Annotated in this window: 19 protein-coding genes; 5 read left to right on the forward strand and 14 right to left on the reverse strand. The window is 39.2% G+C overall.

Annotated features, from left to right (window positions below):
* Position 1 precedes the first annotated feature (1 nt).
* Positions 2 to 1,780: an ABC transporter ATP-binding protein gene (locus RCP16_RS17625; protein ID WP_308640945.1), complete on the reverse strand. Its 1,779-nt coding sequence runs from the start codon at positions 1,778 to 1,780 to the stop codon at positions 2 to 4.
* Complete coding sequence (locus tag RCP16_RS17630; protein WP_069329690.1) at positions 1,777 to 2,478, reverse strand: FHA domain-containing protein; 702 nt, start codon at positions 2,476 to 2,478, stop codon at positions 1,777 to 1,779. Before RCP16_RS17630 ends, RCP16_RS17625 begins: the two co-directional genes overlap by 4 nt.
* 193 nt (positions 2,479 to 2,671) lie before the next feature.
* Here RCP16_RS17630 and pbp4 point away from each other — a divergent pair, with 193 nt between their 5' ends.
* On the forward strand, positions 2,672 to 4,723 hold the full coding sequence (pbp4, locus tag RCP16_RS17635; protein WP_308640946.1) for a penicillin-binding protein PBP4(5): 2,052 nt from the start codon (positions 2,672 to 2,674) through the stop codon (positions 4,721 to 4,723).
* A 169-nt stretch (positions 4,724 to 4,892) separates the two neighbouring features.
* Complete coding sequence (locus RCP16_RS17640; RefSeq protein WP_069329692.1) at positions 4,893 to 5,117, forward strand: hypothetical protein; 225 nt, start codon at positions 4,893 to 4,895, stop codon at positions 5,115 to 5,117.
* Between the two features lie 145 nt (positions 5,118 to 5,262).
* Here the strand turns inward: RCP16_RS17640 and RCP16_RS17645 are convergent, their stop codons facing one another.
* From RCP16_RS17645 to RCP16_RS17655, 3 genes are all read right to left on the reverse strand, one after another.
* On the reverse strand, positions 5,263 to 5,616 hold the full coding sequence (locus RCP16_RS17645; protein WP_083243674.1) for a hypothetical protein: 354 nt from the start codon (positions 5,614 to 5,616) through the stop codon (positions 5,263 to 5,265).
* A 255-nt stretch (positions 5,617 to 5,871) separates the two neighbouring features.
* A complete protein-coding gene (locus RCP16_RS17650; RefSeq protein WP_161594288.1) occupies positions 5,872 to 6,045 on the reverse strand; it encodes a hypothetical protein in 174 nt (57 codons plus the stop codon).
* A 198-nt stretch (positions 6,046 to 6,243) separates the two neighbouring features.
* Complete coding sequence (locus RCP16_RS17655; RefSeq protein WP_069329693.1) at positions 6,244 to 6,489, reverse strand: DUF6953 family protein; 246 nt, start codon at positions 6,487 to 6,489, stop codon at positions 6,244 to 6,246.
* Between the two features lie 138 nt (positions 6,490 to 6,627).
* Here RCP16_RS17655 and RCP16_RS17660 point away from each other — a divergent pair, with 138 nt between their 5' ends.
* Positions 6,628 to 7,071 (forward strand): DUF6376 family protein, encoded by a 444-nt coding sequence (locus RCP16_RS17660; RefSeq protein ID WP_069329694.1) that lies wholly within the window; start codon positions 6,628 to 6,630, stop codon positions 7,069 to 7,071.
* 140 nt (positions 7,072 to 7,211) lie between these two features.
* Here the strand turns inward: RCP16_RS17660 and RCP16_RS17665 are convergent, their stop codons facing one another.
* The 4 genes from RCP16_RS17665 to RCP16_RS17680 form a co-directional block, all read right to left on the reverse strand.
* Positions 7,212 to 7,547 carry a DUF4870 domain-containing protein gene (locus RCP16_RS17665; RefSeq protein WP_069329695.1) on the reverse strand — a complete coding sequence of 112 codons (336 nt, stop codon included), beginning with the start codon at positions 7,545 to 7,547 and terminating at the stop codon, positions 7,212 to 7,214.
* Positions 7,548 to 7,789: 242 nt separating this feature from the next.
* A complete protein-coding gene (locus tag RCP16_RS17670; protein WP_069329696.1) occupies positions 7,790 to 10,885 on the reverse strand; it encodes an efflux RND transporter permease subunit in 3,096 nt (1,031 codons plus the stop codon).
* 1 nt (position 10,886) lies between these two features.
* A complete protein-coding gene (locus RCP16_RS17675) occupies positions 10,887 to 12,362 on the reverse strand; it encodes an efflux RND transporter periplasmic adaptor subunit (protein ID WP_308640947.1) in 1,476 nt (491 codons plus the stop codon).
* A 31-nt stretch (positions 12,363 to 12,393) separates the two neighbouring features.
* Complete coding sequence (locus RCP16_RS17680) at positions 12,394 to 13,062, reverse strand: TetR/AcrR family transcriptional regulator (protein ID WP_161594289.1); 669 nt, start codon at positions 13,060 to 13,062, stop codon at positions 12,394 to 12,396.
* Positions 13,063 to 13,262: 200 nt separating this feature from the next.
* Between RCP16_RS17680 and RCP16_RS17685 the strand changes: the two genes are divergently transcribed.
* Entirely contained in the window at positions 13,263 to 14,891 is a 1,629-nt protein-coding gene (locus RCP16_RS17685; RefSeq protein WP_308640948.1) for a tetratricopeptide repeat protein, read from the forward strand.
* A gap of 208 nt (positions 14,892 to 15,099) precedes the next feature.
* Here the strand turns inward: RCP16_RS17685 and abnB are convergent, their stop codons facing one another.
* The 5 genes from abnB to RCP16_RS17710 all read right to left on the reverse strand — a co-directional run bounded on the left by abnB (position 15,100) and on the right by RCP16_RS17710 (position 21,650).
* Positions 15,100 to 17,493 (reverse strand): arabinan endo-1,5-alpha-L-arabinosidase AbnB, encoded by a 2,394-nt coding sequence (gene abnB / locus RCP16_RS17690; RefSeq protein ID WP_308640949.1) that lies wholly within the window; start codon positions 17,491 to 17,493, stop codon positions 15,100 to 15,102.
* A gap of 295 nt (positions 17,494 to 17,788) precedes the next feature.
* Entirely contained in the window at positions 17,789 to 18,424 is a 636-nt protein-coding gene (locus tag RCP16_RS17695; protein ID WP_308640950.1) for a PIN domain-containing protein, read from the reverse strand.
* Positions 18,417 to 18,983 carry a hypothetical protein gene (locus tag RCP16_RS17700; protein WP_308640951.1) on the reverse strand — a complete coding sequence of 189 codons (567 nt, stop codon included), beginning with the start codon at positions 18,981 to 18,983 and terminating at the stop codon, positions 18,417 to 18,419. The genes RCP16_RS17695 and RCP16_RS17700 overlap by 8 nt, the downstream gene beginning before the upstream one ends.
* 223 nt (positions 18,984 to 19,206) lie before the next feature.
* Positions 19,207 to 20,250: a C40 family peptidase gene (locus tag RCP16_RS17705; protein ID WP_308640952.1), complete on the reverse strand. Its 1,044-nt coding sequence runs from the start codon at positions 20,248 to 20,250 to the stop codon at positions 19,207 to 19,209.
* A gap of 101 nt (positions 20,251 to 20,351) precedes the next feature.
* Positions 20,352 to 21,650, reverse strand: a complete 1,299-nt coding sequence (locus RCP16_RS17710) for an alpha-glucosidase/alpha-galactosidase (protein ID WP_308640953.1) — start codon at positions 21,648 to 21,650, stop codon at positions 20,352 to 20,354.
* Between the two features lie 175 nt (positions 21,651 to 21,825).
* Between RCP16_RS17710 and RCP16_RS17715 the strand changes: the two genes are divergently transcribed.
* Positions 21,826 to 22,689 (forward strand): AraC family transcriptional regulator, encoded by an 864-nt coding sequence (locus tag RCP16_RS17715; protein ID WP_308640954.1) that lies wholly within the window; start codon positions 21,826 to 21,828, stop codon positions 22,687 to 22,689.
* Positions 22,690 to 22,695: the final 6 nt, after the last annotated feature.

Consider the following 22,695-nt stretch of genomic DNA (forward strand, 5'->3'; position numbering starts at 1 on the left):
ATCAGTTAACGCTTTCCACATGCTCTAGTTCCTCCTTTCCAAATTGAGAGGCATAGATCTGTTGATATAACTCAGAGGTCGCTAGCAAGTGAGTATGATCGCCCTGTGCAATCAACTGACCATCACTTAGCAATAACACTTGATCTGCTCGAATCGTTGAACTGATCTTTTGTGTAATCAATAAGGTCGTACATGACAATTCACGTAGTGCATCAAGCAACAATGATTCTGTACGTACATCTAGCGCACTGGTACTATCATCCAACAATAAAATTGCTGGACGGCGTACTAATGCTCTAGCGATAGAGATCCGTTGCTTCTGCCCGCCTGATAGATTAACACCCCGTTGCCCGAGCAATGTATCGTAGCCATGTGGCAAATTCATAATCGTATCATGAATCTGTGCAATACGAGCGGCTTCTTGAATTTCTTCAAGAGTGGCATGTTCATAGCCCCATGCGATATTTTCACGAATACTGCCGGTAAATAATACAATCTCTTGCGGTACATACCCGATCAGACCACGTAATTGATGATCATCTAGCTCTTGGATACGTCGATCCAATACATCGATCTCTCCTTGATCACTATCGTATAATCGCAAAATCAATTGCACGAGTGAAGACTTTCCTGAACCGGTAGAACCCATAATTGCTGTAGTTACGCCTGCACGAGCCGTAAAATCTATATTTTTGAGCACTTGAGCTTCTGTACCTGGATAATGGAAACTCACCTGACGGAAAGCCACACCTACTTCATAAACATCTGATGATTGTGATGCGCTTACAGAAGACGATCCTGCAACATATTGATCTTGATTATCTAGTGGACGTTCATCTTCCACTGTAAACATCACTTCTTGAATCCGTTCTGCTGAAGCTTTAGCACGAGAGAACGAAGCTACAATCATCGAAAATGCAGATAAAGCGCCCATCGTACGCATTGCATAGTTAATAATCGCTACCACTTCACCTACGGAAGCTTGACCAATAATAATATCAAGATGACCATACCAGAGCACTGCAATAATACTGGCATTCGTAATTAACAAAATAAAAGGCATTGTCGTTTCAGTTAAACGTAAAGCAGACACAGTACCTTGCATAAGATTGCTACTACGTTCTTCAAATCGCTGACGTTCATGATTTTTACGGACAAACACCCGAATCAAGCGCATTCCTGTGAGATTCTCTTGCATCACACTATTTACTGTATCTAAGCGACGCTGTACTTGTTGGAACAATCCTGAAGCCTTACGCATAATAATAATGACAAAGAATAAAAGAATCGGAATACCCACAACTAACAATAATCCTAACTTCACATTCACAAGTAGAGCCATCACACTACTACCGACAACTAACAATGGCATCCGTAACATAAATCGTAATCCCATAAAGACCATATCTTGCAATTGGGTAATATCATTGGTCAATCGTGTGATTAAAGAGGAGGAAGAGAAACGGTTAAATAACGCATACGAAAAGGATTGCACTTTGTTATAGACCGCTTCCCGTAGATCATAACCTAGACCCTGACTGGCATGAGCAGCATAAAAGGAACCAAATATCCCTGCAAAAAAAGCAATAATCGTTCCACCTGTTAGAATACCGCCCCATAATAATACGGTCGAAATATCTTTTTGCGTTACACCATCATCAATAATTTTGGAGATCAAAAAAGGCTGTAACAATTCAAGCGCCAATTCGACCAGCATCATACCTAGCGCTAAAAATGCCGCAACCCGATATTTTTTCAAAAAAGAAAAAAGTACTGTCATATGTAGTCCCCTTTGTGATTGACTTCCTGATGTATACTTCTCTTCATATATACCCCTTTTTTGTAGACTGACTTGATCATAAAGTGTTTATTTAGTTTTTTATTTGTGCGATAGATCAACGAATTGACTTCATCTATTCCTACTAGATCGACATTTTCGCTATAGCGTTCTGACCATACTTCTTCAATAATCTGCTCACGAGTTACAAAATGATCCAGACATCCATACAATAACCGGAACAACTGATATTCTTTTTTCGATAACGTTATACTTTCGCCACTTACTTCGATCCGTTGGAAAAAGTCATTTAATTGAATACTATGATCGACCAGATCGCTTAATACATACTCACGTGTTTCTTCTAACAAGTTACCTTGTTCTACTTGCAACCCTACTAATCCATTGACCAACGTTAATTGATCTTGGGCGGTTAACGCATAACGCTGATATGGAACTAATCGTTGCCCGTTCAGCTCTGTCCCATTTTTACTACCGAGGTCTTCAATATATAGTTGATCGCCTACACGGTGGATCGTGCAGTGTTGCTTGGAGACTAATTGATTGTAGATAGGTAGATCCATCTGTCCTGTTCCGATATGTCTACCGATTTGAATGCTTTGTCCTCTTTGGATATATACAAAAGAACCATCGCCTTCTTGACCGGCAGTGTGGATTACGATTTTGATAACGTCCGGCATGGAATCTCTCTCCTTCTATACGTAAACAATGATAATTTCATCAGATTTGTTCTATTGTTTGCTAACGTACATCCTTTTATAGTGTAAACAGGCGCTGGTATCGCCTTATCTTATTATACTAAAGTGATTTCAACAAATCCTACTGATCATCAGATTTATTCTGAATAAGATCAATATAAATGAGGTGTCTCGATTGAAAACCAAACATATTATCATTTACGGGTTGCTCTCTTTTCTGATTGCAAGCGGGCTTGGTCTATATGTATATATGCAAAGTCGCTTTCAAGAACAACCAGATACAACAATTCAGAAATATATCAATACGCTACAGACTCAAAATTATGACGAGCTTTATAACTTAATGACACCAGAATCATTACAACAATCCGGTATGACCAAAGAACAATTTGTACAGAAATATAAATTAATCTTCGACGGTATGAAAGTTTCTACGATTGAAGTAAATGCTGACGCACCCGTTCCTGTGCCTGACGATAAGCATCAATACACATTAAATTATTCAGCTCAAATGAATACATTTCTCGGTAATATTGATCCAAAATATCAACTGAAGCTGATCCAGCAAGATAGTGATCATGGCAAAACATGGCGTATCCAGTGGCAACCGTCACTCATTTTACCTGAAATGGAAAAAGGCGATAAAGTGAAAGTACAGATTCTTCATCCCGAACGTGGTGAAATCCTCGACAAAGATGGATATCCTTTAGCCACCAAAGGCACAATCTTTGAATGGGGAATCGTTCCTGGCAAATTAGGTACAGATGATACGACTAAAGCAGCTTCTATGACAGCAATCAGTGAGTATTACAAGGTTCCTGAAGCTACGATTGAAAAAGCATTAGGGCAATCATGGGTTAAAGACGATTATTTTGTGCCTATAGGTACGACTACAAAACCGGATATTCCGACTGAATTACATGGTGTCTCTATGCAGACCAAAGAAGTACGTACTTACCCTCTGGGCACTGCGGCGGCTCATCTGATTGGATATGTCCGTCAGACGACAGCTGAAGATTTGGAAAAAGATACCGAAGGCTATTACAGTGCGCAAGATTGGATCGGCAAAGCAGGGCTTGAGCAATCAATGGAAAAGCAATTGCGTGGAACCAAAGGTGGACGTATCGAAATTGTAAATGAAGCCGGTAAAAGCAAATCGGTGATTGCCGAAGAAAAAGAGGTCAATGGTGAAAATATAACGTTAACGATCAGCTCCTCTGCACAACGAGAACTTTATACCACGATGGCTAGTGATCAAGATGCCGGTTCAGCTGTATTAATGAATCCAACCAACGGCAAGTTGCTTGCTCTCGTGAGCACTCCTGCTTACGATCCCAACCAAATGGTAACTGGCTTATCTCAAGCAGAGTGGGATGCCTATTCGAATGATCCAAATTTACCTTTTACCAATCGCTTCACCAATCGTTATGCTCCTGGCTCGGTATTCAAAGCCATTACAGCGGCAGCAGGCTTAACCGAAAAAGTCACTACACCGGATAAAGTGCATACGATTCAAGGATTACAATGGCGCAAAGATAATAGTTGGGGTGGCTATTACGTCACTCGTGTCAAAGATGTGCTACACGTCAATATGAATGATGCACTAATGTATTCAGATAATATTTATTTTGCTCAAGAAGCAGTCGAAATGGGTAAAGCCAAATTTATCGAAGGCATTCAGAAGTTCGGCTTTGATACTCAGTTTGGATTAGATGCTCTATATCTGAAGCCAAGTCAGTATGCGAATAAAGATCATATGGCATTGGATTCAGAAGTTCTTTTAGCTGATACGGCTTATGGACAAGGTGAAATGTTAATGTCTCCGATTCATTTAGCGGCTTCATTCACACCTTTTATTACAGAAGGCACATTAATCAGCCCTATTTTATTTGAAAATCAAGCATTAAACAGGGCTACACCTGCGAATAAACGTATTATTACGCCAGAAGTAGCTGATACAGTCAAAAACGCTTTGCTACAAGTCGTTAGCAATTCAGGCGGAACGGCTCATGCTCTAGCTGATCTTCCTTATCAAGTTGCCGCTAAAACTGGTACAGCTGAATTAAAATTAGCCAAAGGTGAACAGGGTCAAGAGAATGGATTTGTGATTACATTTGATACTAAGTCTTCCTTTGTACTGGCTGCGGTGATTGAAAAGGTGAACGGCCGGGGCGGTAGTCATTATGTCGTGAACAAGCTTCATCCATTTTTGCAACAGTATCGATAAGCATAATCATCATAGATGTTGTCTAGAATCAATCGTTCTAGACAGCATTTTTTGTCTAATCTTTTATTCGTTTTGGCATAAAGAAACATATCTTCCAATTATATTGTAACTGTCTGAGCGATATAGTATAGTCAAGGGGCAAGACACTATACTTTGAGGAGATGAGCCAATGGATAAAATGTGTATGCAAATGATGATGGGTATGTCTATGGAAGATATGATGAGCAAAATGACTAACATGAACATGATGATGACACAATGTAAAAACATGGACATGAACATGAAAGATATGGGCATGGATATGGATATGATGATGAGTAAATTGCAAGAGTGCGACGAAATGATGACTTCTATGATGACAATGATGCGCGACATGAAACAAGCTAGCATGTAATTCACAATATCCATGTGAAATACAGCTAGCTTGTTGTGTTTAATCAGATCTACGAAATCCAATTACTTACTTCATCTATTATTACTTGTGTCAGATCATGTGCGAAATGATCTGGCACTTTTTTGTATACATACAGTGTAAAGTATTAACATTCTATATTAGAAGTTTCGGATTTAATTTGACGAGATACATCAATGCGTTGCATTTTAAGCTCCCACATTTGTTCCAATAAGCGCTGCTTATCTGCATCATCTTTACTGGCTCGGATCGAATAGTAGATTTCGGTAAGTCTGGAATTGATCTTATCAAATTGTCTCCACAGGTCTTCGGTTGTTGCCCATTCCTGTTGCGTTTCTTCTGAAGCGTTCAACTTGCGCATCGATTCCAAAATCTCCTCTTGCCACTGTCCATCATCCAATTGGATCGCGTAATTCAATAGATCCAAATAATCATCATTACGTTCGGAAATCATTGCTTGAATACGATTCACAGTTACCATCACCTTCATCCTTTTCTATATACCAAGTATTATACTCGGAATATACGGCTTTGCAATAGTTAAAGATCATTTTTTGAAATTTTTTTGCTTATTTTTAATATTCGTACTATCCATTCATTCCATAACATACAAAAAAAGCATCTACCTGTGGCAGACACTTCTAATTTATGCTTTATTTTATGACTACTCTATCATGATTCACATATTCCTATGTAAGAGCAGTACAGACGATATTACTTCGTTGTACCTGATGATCTAATCACGCTTATGATTGATCTCGCGCTGGTTTTGATGCCATTCTTTTACCATCGTATGATAAAAGCTACTTTCTTGACGGCTTAGACCATTTTTGTTGTTTTTAATCGTCATCGTTTCAATATTGCGTCGTAAAATCTCATTTTGGCGTTCTAATACTACTGTTGAGTTCAATGTATTTCCCTCCAATGGATAGTGATCATTTCAACTAGAGTAAAGTATATCGAATATGCCAACAGATGGAAACTTGGCTTAGCACGCCAGAATAAGTGTGATATGGACTGAGCTTGGATGAACGCTTTCTCATCTACTGTGTCCATACAATTACGCCATGATCCTGCTTTTAACAGCTAGATACGATTGTGATCACTATTATGTCCATGCCCAGAAAAATCCGTCTCGATCCCATGCGACTCTACCTGCATGGTGCTTGCGAAAAGCTTTTTTGATTTCTTTGGACAATGAGACATTTCCACTTTCACTTGTAAATATATACTCTTCTCCATGCTCTGCACGTACATAAGCAATCGCATCTTCTTGCTTTAATGTACCGTTGTTTTTGATCTGTTCTACCATCCATTCAGCGATATGCTGTTCGATCGTTGTTGAATCTGTCATTTGTTTTGTCCCCTTTATCTGGTCGCTCTAAGATTGGCTTGTATATTTATGAAACCATTGTGTTCCTCTCAGAGTAGTATACGTTAATAACGATACTTTGCAAAAAGATTTCGATATCTGTCAAAGGAGTGACCTACCATGAAAAAAGGATTATTGTTACTTATTTTGAGTATAAGCTTGTTATCGGGTTGTTCTGCACTCGATCAAGTCAATCAATCCGTCAATTATGTGAGTGAAGCAACATCTTATATCGATCAAGCTTCTCAATTTTCTAGCCAACTTCCTGAAATGACACAACAAGCTGTGGTCGATACAGAAGCACGAACTCAACTGGTGCAAGAGTTACAGCAAATGCAGACTCAGATCAATCAATTCGCCAATCTTGAAGCCCCTGGTTTTGCTCAAGATCTGCATCAGAAGCTTGTTGGTTATAACGAAACATTAGGCACAGAGATCAACGGACTGATCGATCAAGTTCAAGCCGGACAGATTACACTAGAAAAAGTAAATAACTCGCAGATTTTTCAGACAATCGATCAGATTAATGGACTGATGAATCAGTTCCAGCAGTTAGGGCAGTAATTTAAATACGATTTTGAGTTATATCTGTATAAATCAAACGCTTAAGATATTTGGATATCGCAAAAAAACCTTCACTGCATAATAGAGCAGTAAAGGTTTTTTTTGATTTCTGTATACCTATTGAACTGTGAAGTTATTTTTTATTTAAGCAATTGAACATTACCCATCAATGGCAACGGTTTGCGTTCGCCTTTAGAAGCATTAACAATACCGATAATCATAAATGCGAAAATAGCTAAGCTTACAAAAGGAAGTAACAATCCTAAAAATGGAATAATGGAGAATACTAAATTTGCCGCTACAGCGACTAAAAATAACGTTAATCCTTGATTCGCATGATACATGGCAAATGGTGAATTACGAGCAGCAAGCAAAGGAATAAAGAAGATGATATACGCTAAAATCGCCATCACTTTATTGTCTTGCACATCTTTAGAATCGTTTTGAGGATACGGTGGTGGTTGAAAGTCGGACATTGGTTAACCCCTTTTCTTATCATGTAAGTGGCAATTCCCGATTAGCGGCAGTCTGGAAGTTGGTTAGTGCATATGATATGTATTCTTTGCCTCATATTGAAAATCACCCAAATTATAACATTACTGTGTTCACTTGAGTAGGTAAAAAATGACTTATCGTTACTTTTATTTTGTGCGATTTGCTAAATGATAAACAAAAAGACGCTCCTGAGAGCGCCTTATTATCTGTTGATCGATTCTATTTATACTTTTGCTTCTTTTGCCAACTTGCGTTGTTTTCTTTTCTCTTGTGAGCGGATCAGTACCATATACAGTGAAGGTACGACTAACAGAGTTAATACCGTAGAGAATAATAAGCCGAAAATAATCGCTATTGCAAGCGGGCGGAACAATAATTCTCCTACCGTCGCCATTGGAATCAAAGCGACAATCGCTGCAAGTGAAGTCAAAAGAATCGGGCGGAATCTTGCCGAAGCTGCTAAAATAATCGCTTCTTTCAATTCTTTACCTTCCTTACGCGCATCTTCGATAAACTCAATCAATACGATACCATTCCGTACAACGATCCCTGCTAAGGAGATCACACCCATCATCGACATAAATCCGATCGGTGTTCGGGTAATAAATAATCCCAGTACTCCTCCTGCCGCCGCTAGATACACTGTTGTCATAATAATCACAGGAATCCAGAGGGAGTAGAATTGCATTGTAATCAGAATAATGATCAACATAATCACGACGATAAATAATTTACCGAGATCGACAAAGATATCACTTTGTTTGGATGTTTCTCCGCCCGTTTCCCATTTGTAGCCATCAGGGAACGATACACCTGCCATTTTAGTCTGCACATCGCCCATCACTTCTGTAGCGGTACGACCGGATACATCTGCTTCAATCGTATTCACGCGCTCCAGATTGTAATGATTGATTTGCTTAATTGAGAAGGAAGGCTTCATCTCTCCGATCTGAGAAAGGGGAACCTGTACACCTGCTTCATTGGTTACATTGGCTTGACGGAATAACGTTTCTGCATTGAGCTTGGTAGAGTCTTTCATATAGATCTTCATATCTATTAACTCTTTACCTGTATCAAAGTCGCCTACTTTTACCCCTGTACCCATCATTAATAAGGTTTGAGTTAAGTTTTTGTATGTGACTTGATATTGATCCATCGCTGCTTGATTCACTACAAAATCCAGCGAATAGCTTTCGATGCCCATCGTATCACTCACATTGGTAGCCCCATTGGTTGAAGCCACGATACCTTTTACCTGATCGGTAAGTTTACGAATCTCAGCCAAGTCATTCCCTGAAATACGAATCGATACCGGCTTACCTACAGGGATACCAAGCTCTGTCATACTGACAGAAGTCGTGACTGCCGGGAAGTCTTTCTTCAATGCTGTTGCCCATTGTGTAGACGCTGTAGCTACATTTAACTTGTCTTTGTCTCCTGTTAATACGACAGCTCCTTGATTGGTTCCATAACTATCTACACTTGTAATATTAGAAAATAGTGGCGCCGCTGTTCCTCCAGCCGAAGAAGACACTTTTGTTACACCCGGCTGTTTTTTAACCCATGCCGCCATTTTCTGTACGGTATCATTCGTTTCTTCGATCGATGTTCCTGAAGGCATCTGTACACTGATCGTAAGCTCTGCATTGTCTGATTTAGGGAACAATTCTACAGGCGTGAATAACACCAATACATACGCTAAGGTACTAAATAAAAGTCCCAAGATAGCGACGAACACAGGACGTTTCAAAATGTTAGGCATCACTCGATGCGCATAAACATCGGTGGCACCTTGAATCTGTTTGCCTAGTAAACCAGATGGTTTATTACTACGTGTCGCTTTGCCTTTTTTCAATTGACGGGTCTCATACCATTCACGGAAAATAGGAATAATCGTTAATGACATCACCATGGAAGCCAACATCGCTAATGAAATAATCACGGGAATCGGACGAATAAATTCTCCAATATCACCTGTAAGTAATAATAATGGAGCAAATGCAGCAATTGTCGCTAAGGTAGCGGTCAGAATAGAGATCGCCACTTCTTTGGTTCCATTGACTGCTGCTTCGCTCGGGCTTTCTCCATGACTTAATCGCCGTTCGATATTATCGTTGACTACTACAGCGTCATCGACCAGTATACCGAGTACAATGATCAAACCTACAACCGTCATCTGATTGAGCGTAATCCCCATCGAAGGCAGTAAGATCATGGCTATCGCTATTGATACGGGAATCGCCAAAGCCACAAATAACGAAGTCAGCATATTTAAGCCAAGCATACAGATCACAACAACTACAGCAATCGCAATTAAAGTCTCTTCCGTTAAAGCATGGAAAATACGATCGGTTTCATCTTTTTGTGCAAATAACGAAGTCACTTTTACATTAGCAGGTAATGTTTTTTGAAGTTCTGTCATTTTGGTATTTACACGTTCATACATTGTAGGTACATCAGAGCCTACTTCGCTGCTAATCTTAATTGCAATCGAAGGAACACCATTATAATAAGAAAGGTATTCTGCTTTGGCATGGCTCATCTGCACATTCGCTACATCTTCCAGATACACAGGCACTTTGGTATCTGAACGATATACCACGATTTTTTTGAGTTTATTTACATCATAACTAAGCGGTACATTCAATTCATAACTCCGTGTACCATTATCAATCGTTCCTGTTGGTACTCGATCATTAGAAGACTGGATCGCTTGCAAAATACTTTCCCAGGCGATTCCGTACTGCTGTAATTTATTCATATCGGCATCGATGCGTACTTGTTGCTCCGGAATACCATCAATCACCACATCTGTTACACCTTCAACCGAACGCAATTGATCTTCCCATGTGTGCATCAAGTCATTCAATGCCCAAATATCATCAGTAGACTTACCATATAATGCAAAAGATTGAACAAACGATTTGGTTAAATTATCATTCACAATTGGCTTATCTGCATCATCTGGTAAATCGGCTTCTACATCTTGAATTTTTTTGCGCAAATCATTCCAGACTGTCTCTGCATCCGCATCGGGTTGTGCTTCGATTAAGATCGACGATACCCCTGCGCTGGATGTAGATGTAACGGTTTTGAGATTAGGTACTTCTTTGATTTTTTGCTCTAAAATCTTGGTGACTGTCTGCTCGACTCGATCTGGATTAGCACCCGCATAGACTGTCGTCACCATCGCTTGTTTGACTACAACGTCTGGCATTAATTGCTTTGGTAATTGAAGTCCACTGGCTACACCTACAATAATAAGAACAATAAAAAACAACAGCGTGATTTTGCGCTTTTTGACGATATAATTAATCATGTTATTGCCCCTTCTGTACTTGCAACACATCGCCATTCATTAGACGATCGGCACCGCTGCTGACAATCTGATCACCCACTTGTAGACCAGACTTGATCTCATACTGATTATTGTATAATTCACCAATTTGAACGGTCTTTTTAACTGCTTTTCCTTTTTGATTCACAAATACATAAGGATTGTTCGAGGTGCTGATCACAGCCGAAGCAGGTACAGCAATGCCTGTTCGTCCTGTAGCTTGCTGTGAAGCTTTAACCACTTGCCCGGGTTTCCAATCTTGCTGTGGATTAGCAATGACCACTTCTGCATTGATTGAACCGGTATTTTTGTTGGTAGCTGGATATAATTTTTTGACTGTTCCTGTACGAACTTGATCATACAGATTGATACTGATCTTTTGACCGACTTTCCAGTTTTTCAATTCTTGGTCTGCAATCGGTAGCAATACTTTAAGCTGATTCACTTTACCGATTGTAAATACAGGAGTTCCTGCTGAGATAGTCTGTCCGCTTGAGATATCTTTCTCCAAAATCACACCACTTACAGAAGATTTCAATGTCGTTCTGGATAAACTAAGCGCTGCTTCTTTTTGAGCGACAATCGCTTGTTGATAGCTTGCTTGTGCTTGTTCTACACCTGCTTGTGCTTGTGCAATCGCGGCTTGTGCTTGCTCCACTTCTGCATTTGCTTGTTGTATACCTGTTTCAGCAGATTGCACGCCAGCTTGAGCTTCTTTAACTGCTGATGCTGCACTTGCACGGTCAGATGCACTTGCTCCTTCTTGTAAAAGAGATAGTTGTTGCTTTGCATCATTCAGACTTTGCTCAGCGACTTCTACCGCTGTCTGTGCTTGCTCATACTCTTGCTTAGTTAATAGCCCATTTTGATACAAAGTAGAAGCTCGATCCGCTTCAATTTTGTTTTGATTATATGTCGTCTGTGCCTTGTTAACAGCATTAATAGCTTGATTCTTTTGTTGTGAACGTGCACCATCGGTGACTCCACGCTCTGCTGCACGAGCACTTTCTACTTTAGCATTTGCAGCGGCTACGCCTGCGGCTGCCGATTGCTTCGAAGCCTGTGCTTTGCTTAGCCCACCTTGAGCACTTTTCAATGTTGCTTGTGCACTAGAGATACCGGCTTGTGCTTGCTGAGCGGCTTGCGCTGCATCGCTTATTTTTAATTGAAGATCAGCAGGATCTAGATTAGCAAGTAACTCTCCTTGCTTCACGGTATCCCCTACACTGCCACGAACGTCTTCTACCGTTCCATTAATTTCAAAAGACACTGGATATTCATCTGATGTTGCTAATGTTCCTGATAGATCATAGGTTGTATCTAAAGCTACTTTTTTGACAGTGGTTAACTCCACATTTGCTTGCTCGGCACTTTGCGCTTGACTATCTGCTGTAGAACAAGCGCTCAAAATAGTCATCATTAAGACGATGCACAAAGCAGATAAACTGCGTATTTTCATTCTAATCTGCTCCTTATCATTCCAAAAATAGTTATAAAATAAATCGTTTAATCTGTTCCAACACTTCATCTGCTGACAACGGATCACCAAACTTTTCCCATTCAAATACCAATGCTTCATACATACGGCACAATAGGAAAGCAGTTAATAATTTATCCGGTACTTGAATCAAATTCTCTTGTTCCGCTTTTTCCAAGCGACTGGCGATAAAATGAACGGTCTCACAATTGATCTCTGCCAGTGCGTTCTTAGAAGCTTCTGTCGAATATTCAACAGCTTCTTGCTCGAGTTTATTTAATAATTCATGATCTTTACGGAACTGCATACACCCCTGTATTGTATGATGAAGCTTTTCATGAATCGTTCCTTCTATAGCCATATTGTCATCAATCGTTTGAGCCAGATCATCATTCACATTATGAATGATCGCTTTTAAAATATCTTCTTTGGTCTCAAAAAAGAGGTAGATTGCACCTTTGCTAATGCCTGCTGTTTTAGCAATATGCTCCACAGTCGTTCCTTTATAACCAAACAAAGAAAACACCTGTTTAGCTGCATTTAAAATTTTCAAACGTCGTTCGTCTACATATATTTCTTCCATCATGATATCCTCCAGTGATCCAAAAATGAATAGCGTCAACATTTGTTCTAAAGAAGACTCTTCTTCCAAATGGTGGTTCTGGTTTAGTATATCATTCATTCGCTCTACCTCCATGACCAAAAAACCAATTTAGTTTTCTGGTCAAATCATATTACGAATTTAAATGAATGTCAAATAGAAATATGTGTTTTTTCGACATTTTTTTATTGTTTCTAATCTTTTTTTCATATATGATATGGAAAACTTTATAATGTACTTATTCTATTTCCTACATTTGAGAATATTAAGGGATGTTGCTGATGAATCATTATCTTCTGGTATGGAGTACGCCTGATCTATGGAATCCGATATGGATCGTTATTGGAATTGGTATTGTTTTTGCATTGATTACTATAGGGGTCTATGCAGTTAGAGGTCTGCGAAAGCTGTATCGTTTGATACAGGTACAATTACAAGCGAGCCACAATCTCAGCTTACATCGAGAAGTACAGCAACAATTGGATCATATTCGTAAGTCAGAACATAATTATGATCAATTAGTACGCTTGAATATGTTAATCGCTCAGACTGCGGATGATTTGCTGTTGGCGAGAATACATATTTTGCGCGCGGAAGTCTATGAGAATATGAAGCAACCTGCTTTGGCGATTAAAGATTATCAACAAGCGATTCAGTATCATCCTGAAAATGATATTCCGTATTTTGGACGGGCATTGTTATATGAACAAGATCAACGCTTAGATCTGGCTTTACGTAGTTACCATCAAGCGATCGATCGTTATCCTAAACATATCGATGCGTATTATCATTGTTGTCAGATTTATTTTGTACAGAAAGACCTTTATCGTTCACTCGAATATGCGAATACGATTGTTGAGCTTCAACCCGATGCCAATGCGTATTATAATCGAGGTGTCGCCTATGCCCGAGTGGATAACTATACGCAAGCAGTTGCTGACTATGAACAGGCAATCGAATTGGATGCCAATTATGCGAATGCTTATGTGAATCTAGGAATCTACTATGGCAAAATAGAGGATACCCAGCGAGCGTTAGAATATTACCAATTAGCAAGCGAATGTGGCGATTATAATATCGATATGCACTACAATCGGGCACTATTGTACATCGATTTGCAAGAGTATGCGCTGGCACTGGAAGATTTGAATACGTATATTGCTTTAGAAAGCGGTTATGGTGATGCGTACTACAATCGAGGTTGGATTCATAATGAAGTGTATGATCGTGCTGATCTGGCTTTTGAAGATTACACACGCTCTATAGAGCTACAACCGAATCAAGCACGAGCTTACAACAATAGAGGATTGATCTATCTTCATCGTCAACAATATGATTTAGCGATTCAAGATTATAATATGGCTATTACGTTCTATCCTAATACATCTAAATATTATGTAAGTCGTGGCTGGGCTTATCAATGCAAGCAAGAAGACGAACTGGCTTTACACGATTATGCGAGAGCGATAGAACTAGATGAACACAATAAGCAAGCTTATATTAATCGAATTGCGCTGTACAAAGCCAAAGGATACCGTTCATGGGTGATTCATGATTATCATCGCTTAATGGAGATTGAACCTGATGCAGTCTGGATTTATTTTGAGTGTAGTTGGTATTGTCTAGACAATAAAGATTACGAATTAACTATTCAGTACCTAGATCAAGCAATCTCTATTGATCCCACACATGCTTTATCGTACAATAACCGCGGTTTTGCTTATCAAAGGCTCAAAGATTATGAAGCGGCTCTAGCGGATTACAGCAAAGCAATAGAATGTGATCCTACGACAAGTGCATTGTATTATCGCAATCGTTTTTATATCTACGACTTTTTAGGAGAAACTGAAAAAGCCAAACAAGATTGGGATATGGCTGATCAGATTGAACAGCATTTGCATTTGGTCTAATCTCAGTTGATTGCAATTTCTCTGTATCATGTATTCAGGAAGACCTATGATGTAATACACTTTACAAATGTAGATACTGTTTCTGTGAGAACAGCAAAAAGCGTCGAGCCTATACAGCACTCGACGCTTTTTTGCTATTTGATTTTTATGACTACCTTTGGATTGGTACATGATTAGTCTGTCATTCTATTTGTGATTCACGAGTCATTTATTTTGCTAACGCTTGAACTTCTGCTTCGCTTAACGCTTTGTTATAAATTTGCACTGTATCTAGGGCACCTTTGAAATACGCATCTGCTGCAAAGCGACTTTTGCCTAAATATGCTTCACGAGTCATGAGTTCATTCGGATTAAAAGTCATCTTTTCATTGGTTGCAGACAACTTCCCATTCACATACAATTTGCCTGTGTTTCCTTCAATAGTGACTGCTACATGTACCCATTCATTTAAAGGAAGCGGTGTTGAAGTGATTAGATTTTGATCCGTATTTTGCTGATGGATCGTAAACTGCATCCCTGTTCCTTGAGAAGGCGTCAAAAACATAAAACTATTCATCCCGTCCCCAAAGTCTAAAATACGTTGCCATGGCGCCCCACCTTGCCATTTCACCCAACCGGCAAATGTAAAGTCTTGTCCATCGGTAACGGTTCCTGGCAATTGTACATAACCGTCAGCACCATTCAGCTCTACTGCTCCACCTTGCTTACCTGCTGTTGTCCAAGTCGCTCCATGAAGTGTACCGTCATAATGATTGTACGTATTATCTTGTACAGTTGTACCGGACGTCTGATCAAAGTGATATTCACCTAATAATGGGCCACGTCCTTGTTCTAACACAGTCACTTTAAAATTTTTATTCTTTTTGGCATCGCCTTTGGTGATCGTTGCAATCATCGTGACTTTGGCATTACCTGTTCCTGCTTCAGGACGTGTCACGACTCCTTTGTCGGAGATGATGTTTGGCTTGGATGATTTCCATGTGATTTGCGTGTCATGCGTACCTTTAGCAGGTAGATCAAGGTTATAGAACACACTGCTAATATCGCCCAGATCAAGATCTTTATCCACAGCAGATACGAATTGCTTGTCTTTTCTGGGTTGCATCTGGCTACCCCACACACCTACACCACTTTCTGATAGCGCTGTTAGGGTTAGCGTAGTCTCACCTGATTGTGGGTTTGTCTCGTGTAAGAAGACACCATCATATTGCACATTGCCTATCTTAATCTGTACATCATGATCGCCCTGCAATGTCCATGTGCCTTGTACGGCTCCTGTAATCTGACCATCGGCTTGCAGTTGCACAGTCACTGATGAATGGACACTCGCACTGATTTCTTTATCCTGCGTGATCCACTGGTACTCACCCGAGATATCTTTGGCTTGAACGGTTGAAGTAGGATCGGCTTCTCCTGCATAACGATAAGGAGCCACAACAGGCCATCCCTGATCGTTCATAAACATTTCATGTACACGTACTTCATGCTCTTCCCCACGATCGACAAACCGTGAATGGAAAATCAGAAAATACTTGCCTGTTTTTTCATCATAATAGGCTGAATTATGCCCGGGTGACACCGCATTAGCTCCGATACCTTCACCCGGATCACCAATCGCACGTTCAAACTGATAATTCCCCATAATTTTCACACCATATGGAGCAATCGAAGCATCATCGAATAGTGGCTTGGCTGGATCGGCTTGGACATTGGTCATATCGTTACCTTGTGCATCATAGAAAGGCCCATCCGGATTGTGCGACCGAGCTATACGCACATTGTATCCTCCGAATGAATCCAGTCCACCGAAAGATAAGAACAGGTAGTAATAATCGGTTTCAGGGCTATACAACATATAAGGCCCTTCAATACGACTGTGATTGCCACCGATTAACTTTTTACCATAACCTTGATCTGGAAGAGGCTTACCACTCACAGGGTCTAATTGCAGAATAAAGATACCGCCAGAGTAAGATCCGTACACCATCCATAACTTGCCTTCTTTATCGAAAAAGGTATCGGGATCAACCGCATTTGGATCTTTGGTAGCATCATAGATCGTACCCCCTTCTCCAACTTCGCCCCACATCCCTGATTTGAGGAAAATACCTTGATCTTTATAAGGCCCTTCGATATTATCAGAGACCGCTACTCCTAATGCCGAACGAGGAGAATCTCCTTTACAAGCGTTGTAGTACATATAAAATTTGCCATCTGCTAACTGGATCACATCTGCTGCCCAAAGGGTATCTGACTGTGCCCAATCGAATGTTTCTTTAAGCTCTTCTTTCACATTTGGAATCAACGGATTACCATTGGCGACACCAGAAGAGATCATTTGCCAGTTCATGAGATCACTAGACTTGGCAGATGCTAAATGAGAACCAAAAATATAAAATTCATCGCCGACACGAATCACAGACGGATCATGTACAGAAGCTTCTTGGTATGTAGGGGCTTGATTGCGAATTGCTTGATTGGTTGTAGATTCAGACGCTGCTAATGTATTGCCATTATCACTTGCCCATGCTGGCCCTACCGGTAAAAGTAATGCAGCTGTTAATGCCAGCAGACTTGTTTTGGTCCACATGTGTTTTGTCATTAATGAGTCTCCTTTTGGATGCAAGATATTTAATCGTTAATACATTTATTATCTTTTAGAATATTTTATATTTAGTAATTCAATATAATTTTTGTTTATAAAAACGCTTACAAACAAATATATAGCGTTTATTGGATTATTTCAAGCTAATTATTTATTTATATGTAAATTAATTAATGTTTATATGAATTATTTGATTTAAAAAAGAAATCAATAAAAACATGCAAAGTTAATATTCACTTCGCATGTTCTGATGATCTTTATTTATTCGATTATTTAGAATTTCATTCATACTTTACAATAACAAAGCAGATTCGATACTACGTTTCATTTCTTGAAATTTCACATCTTGTAATACTTTATCCCTAGCTTCTTGTGGAATAGTAATGTATTGCTTTTCAACAAAATCATATAAACACTTAGATCCCGATGGACATAGAAGAAGATAAATAATAAAATCTTTAATATTTCGAGTTACTAATACACCTTCATTCATGTAAGCAGAAGCCAAAATGCGATCGTCAGAAGCTTGCAAGTAAGTAACTTTATAAGGCTCGTTTCCATTTATTTCAACAGGTTGAATAACATCGCGATAATTACCTATTACATAACTACTTAACAAGCGTAGTTCTAATTCTATAGCTGACGGTAATACATAATGATCCATATCAAAGTGATTTAGTAATTCATCAATCTTTTGATTCACTGAATCTTTCAACTGATTTCTTTGCACAAGTAACTCATTCTTGACCTCTAGAGGGATAAGAACATCGGCTTCTTGATTAGTCGACTCCTCTATTATTTTATTCCAAAAATCAATAGCTGCTTTTCGATGTTTTTTAACATTAACATCATTTCTTTTATCCGTATGGTATCTAAATAGATTAGTATCTAGTACATATGTTGTTGAAAGTAGAGGATGATTACTCATTATTTTTATGCTCTATTTGTATACTATTTTGAGATTCTGTCCATAATTCTACAGCCATTTGAGAAGCCTCAGATACCTTTTTAAACTTCTCAGCTCTTTGTTGTATAAAATCGAAAAAATCATTTTCTTCTTTAAATTGATCTGTTAGGATTCTCCAAGATGAGTTTTCCCCTGCTACTTGCTCGGCTTGATATTTTCCATTTATACAATTTCGACGTACTTGCTGTGGAGTAATCCCTTTATATAATGAAACTTCACGCACGTTGAAATATTTAGGATAATTCAAAAGTAATTCTTCTTTATATTCTTCATCACTGTATTCTATAATCCGCTCAATATTTTCCTGCATTGCTTTCTGTTCCATTTTCTTATTAAATTCTTGCATCTTCTGGTTAGACAGTTTTCTTGCTTTTAATCGCTCTTGATTACGTTTTATCTGTTGTTGCAAAATATAATCTTTTAGTAATTCATGTGCCAATTCAGGATCTACTTGCATTTCGTTTGCTATCATTTTTTCCAAAAGCGTTCGATCATGTTGACGCTCTTTTAAAGTACTCATAGCATCAGCTCCTTTGGTTTGATATGTTCAATATACTATAAAATATAAAGAACATAAAGAACATTTGGAACCTTTAGAACATTTTATAAAGCAAATTCATCTATATTTAGTTGGAAATATTCTTTTGAAAATATCAATACTCAATTAAAAAAATTCAAATAAAAAACTCTATACCCTTTTCAAGGCATAGAGTTCTGATTAATCTTTGATTTTGAGCATCATTTTAATCAAGATATCTTCTAGCACCTGCAAATTCTTTAGCATAAGCGCTTGTGTTGATTGAAATGATTTCTACCGTTTTACCTGCTTTTGGTGAATGCATCATTTGTCCATTCCCAATATACATGGAGACATGGTGCACACTACCTTTGCCGTTTTTAGTTGCAAAGAACATCAGATCTCCCGGTTGTAAATCATTCCAGCTGACCGCTGTACCTTCTTTGATCTGAGCTGAAGCATCACGAGGTAGGACTATACCATGATAACCGTACACCGTCGATGTAAATCCAGAACAATCGAATCCATAGGCTGAGATACCTGCCCATAAGTAAGGCAATCCTAGAAATTGCTTACCTGTTGCTACCAGATCAGCACCTGTTGGCTTAGGGATATCCTTCAATGAGTCATATACCGCCACGTCTGATTGCTTTATCCATGACTTACTTTCATCCGGTGTCCAGACTTGCATCCAGTTCCCTTCTTGAGCAATCACAGGAAAACGTGTATTAAAACTAACTTCAATACGTTTGGTGGTCTGATCGGCGTTGTATACAAGAGCTGTCTTAGCACTCACTATCGCTACAGGGCACTGGCTATAATTGATAGTACTTAATGTGCTAACTTGCACTTTAGGCAACCAGCCTGGATAACCATATTTGCTTTTGGGTGTCGATTGTCCCACAACAGCGACCTGTGCCCAATCCCCTTTGACTTGTAACAAGCGTACTTCTTGTCCATACAAAGCTTGTGTTTCTGTTTTGCCAGTTAACCATCTACGCTGTGTAGTGGAAGACATCGATGACGTCCACTTTTTCATATCGACTGGACTTGATAACGAAGGGGCATCTAATTTACGTTCTAATCCGGGCTGCTTCCATAAAGTCGCTACAGAGACATTAATATAATGTTTGCGTACTTTGGTATTGGTCGAGCAGATATCTGCGCTTGAAGTCGATGTCGAACTTGCACCATACATCGTTGGCATGAATCCTATATATAGTAGTAACACGCTCAGTAACGACAAAGACCATGATTTTTTACTCATCATTTAGTATATTCTCCTATGTTCTTCAAAGTGATGTTAGACTTCATCATAACATGCCTGTGGAGCATAGGAGTACCATTTCGGCTATATTTCTCGCTAGCTTTTTAGATATATTTAGGCAACCAATCTCCATGTGCTTCGATTAATTCATCACACAGTGCCACGATATCGTCAATTGATAACTCGGCAGCAGTATGAGGATCAAGCATAGCCGCATGATAAATATGTTCTTTTTTACCTGTGATCGCCGCTTCGATCGTCAACAATTGAGTATTGATACTTGTCCGATTCAACGCCGCTAATTGTGGAGGTAGATTGCCTGCATATGTTGGCGTTACACCTGAAGCATCGACCAGACAAGGCACTTCCACACAAGCTTCTGTTGGCAAATTCGGAATCAGACCAGTATTCATCACATTGGCTCCGATTTTGTACGGTGTATTTGTTTCGATTGCTTCTAAAATATAAGAAGCGTATTCCATACTACGTGTATGCTGGATATGCTCACTCGCAAATAATTGTTCTTTCATTTCATTCCATCCTTTGATCTGCTCTACACAACGACGTGGGTATTCGTCTAATGGAATATTGAACTTCTCGATCAATTCCGGATACTGACGCTTGATAAAATACGGATGATATTCTGCATTATGCTCAGATGACTCGGTCACATAGTAACCGAATCTTAACATCAACTCAAAACGTACCATATCATCGTGTTTGGTTTTTTGCTTTTCAGCGGCAAGACGTTTAATTTCAGGATAGAGATCGACACCATCTCGCGTCACTTCAAGTAACCATGCCATATGATTAATACCTGCGATTTTTGCCTGAATACCCGTCTGGTCGATACCGAGCGCTTCAAATAAGTTCGGAATACATTGTTGTACACTATGGCATAATCCCACTGTCTGAATCCCACCATAGGTATTCATCACATTGGTCAATACCGCCATCGGATTGGTATAATTTAAAAATAAAGCATTCGGACAGACTTCACGCATATCTTTCGCAAATTCAAGCATCACTGGAATCGTACGCAAATTACGGAAGATCCCGCCTATGCCTAACGTATCTGCAATCGTTTGACGTAATCCGTATTTTTTAGGAATTTCAAAATCAGTGATCGTACATGGATCATATCCGCCGACTTGAATCGCATTAATCACATATTTAGCGCCACGTAGCGCTTCTTTACGGTCTTGATACGTCACAATTTCACATGTACTGCCTACGGTGTTTTTAATACTATTTAATAGATTTTCTGATTCTTGCAGACGGTTGAGATCGATATCATATAGAGCAAGTTCAAAGCCTTGCAAAGCTTCTGTTAACATCACATCACCCAAAATATTTTTGACAAATACAGTACTACCTGCACCGATAAAAGTAATTTTATTCATGATTATTTCCCTCCATATGTAGATCTGATGAAGCGCCTTCAATACGATTAACTATAGAGGTAAGCGCTTTATAAGAACATAGAGTAAAGTATCATAAACATGGTATAATCCCATTTTATCTTTTTATTTATGAAGTCAATATGTACGATATACTAAAGATATATAGATAGCGATTGTGCTTTGGAAAGGAATCGATACGATGTTGCTTAACCATTTACCGTATACGCATTACACTCATTCGGTATCTTACCCACCTATGGATTTGAACCTATTATTTTTTGGAACTGAACAATGTACGGCTAATCACGCATGGGGCCCCGGTGTTAGAGATTCGTATATTCTTCACTATATTCATCAAGGATCAGGTGTTCTACGGATTCAAGAGCGAGAATATCATCTTACCGCAGGGCAAGGGTTTCTGATTTTTCCAGATGTGATTATGAATTATGAAGCAGATGCAGATGATCCGTGGGTCTATACGTGGATTGGATTTAAAGGGATCAACGCCAAATCATTAATGCAACGGGCGCATCTTACACTTGATCATCCTGTGTATGATAGTCAGGGACGGTCATGGTTTGAGCATTTTTATGATCAATTGTTAGCCGCTTATAATGAACCGGGCGAAGATGTCTATGCGCAAGGTATGTTGTATCAGTTAATCTATGAATTAATAGCTTGTGCTCCTGCATCAACTACTCCATTACGGGTAGCTCCTTCAAGAGAACGTTATTTGCAACAAGCGATTGAATATATTGAAAATAGCTACAGCCAGAAGATTAGTGTACTGGATATCGCTGCTTCTGTCGGTCTGGATCGTACCTATTTATCCGGTCTGTTCAAAGCAGAACTTGGCGTATCGCTTCAGCAATTTATGATCGAATACCGAATGAAACGAGCGTTAGAGTTACTTCATCATAGTCAATTATCAATCAGCGATATTTCACGTTCAGTCGGGTACACAGATCCCTTTTTATTTTCTAAAATGTTCAAAAAAGTAATCGGTCATTCGCCAAAACAGACTCGTGAACGATTGTAGTGCGTA

Origin of the sequence: Paenibacillus nuruki (assembly GCF_963311185.1) — a bacterium.
GTDB classification, from domain to species: domain Bacteria; phylum Bacillota; class Bacilli; order Paenibacillales; family Paenibacillaceae; genus Saccharibacillus; species Saccharibacillus nuruki.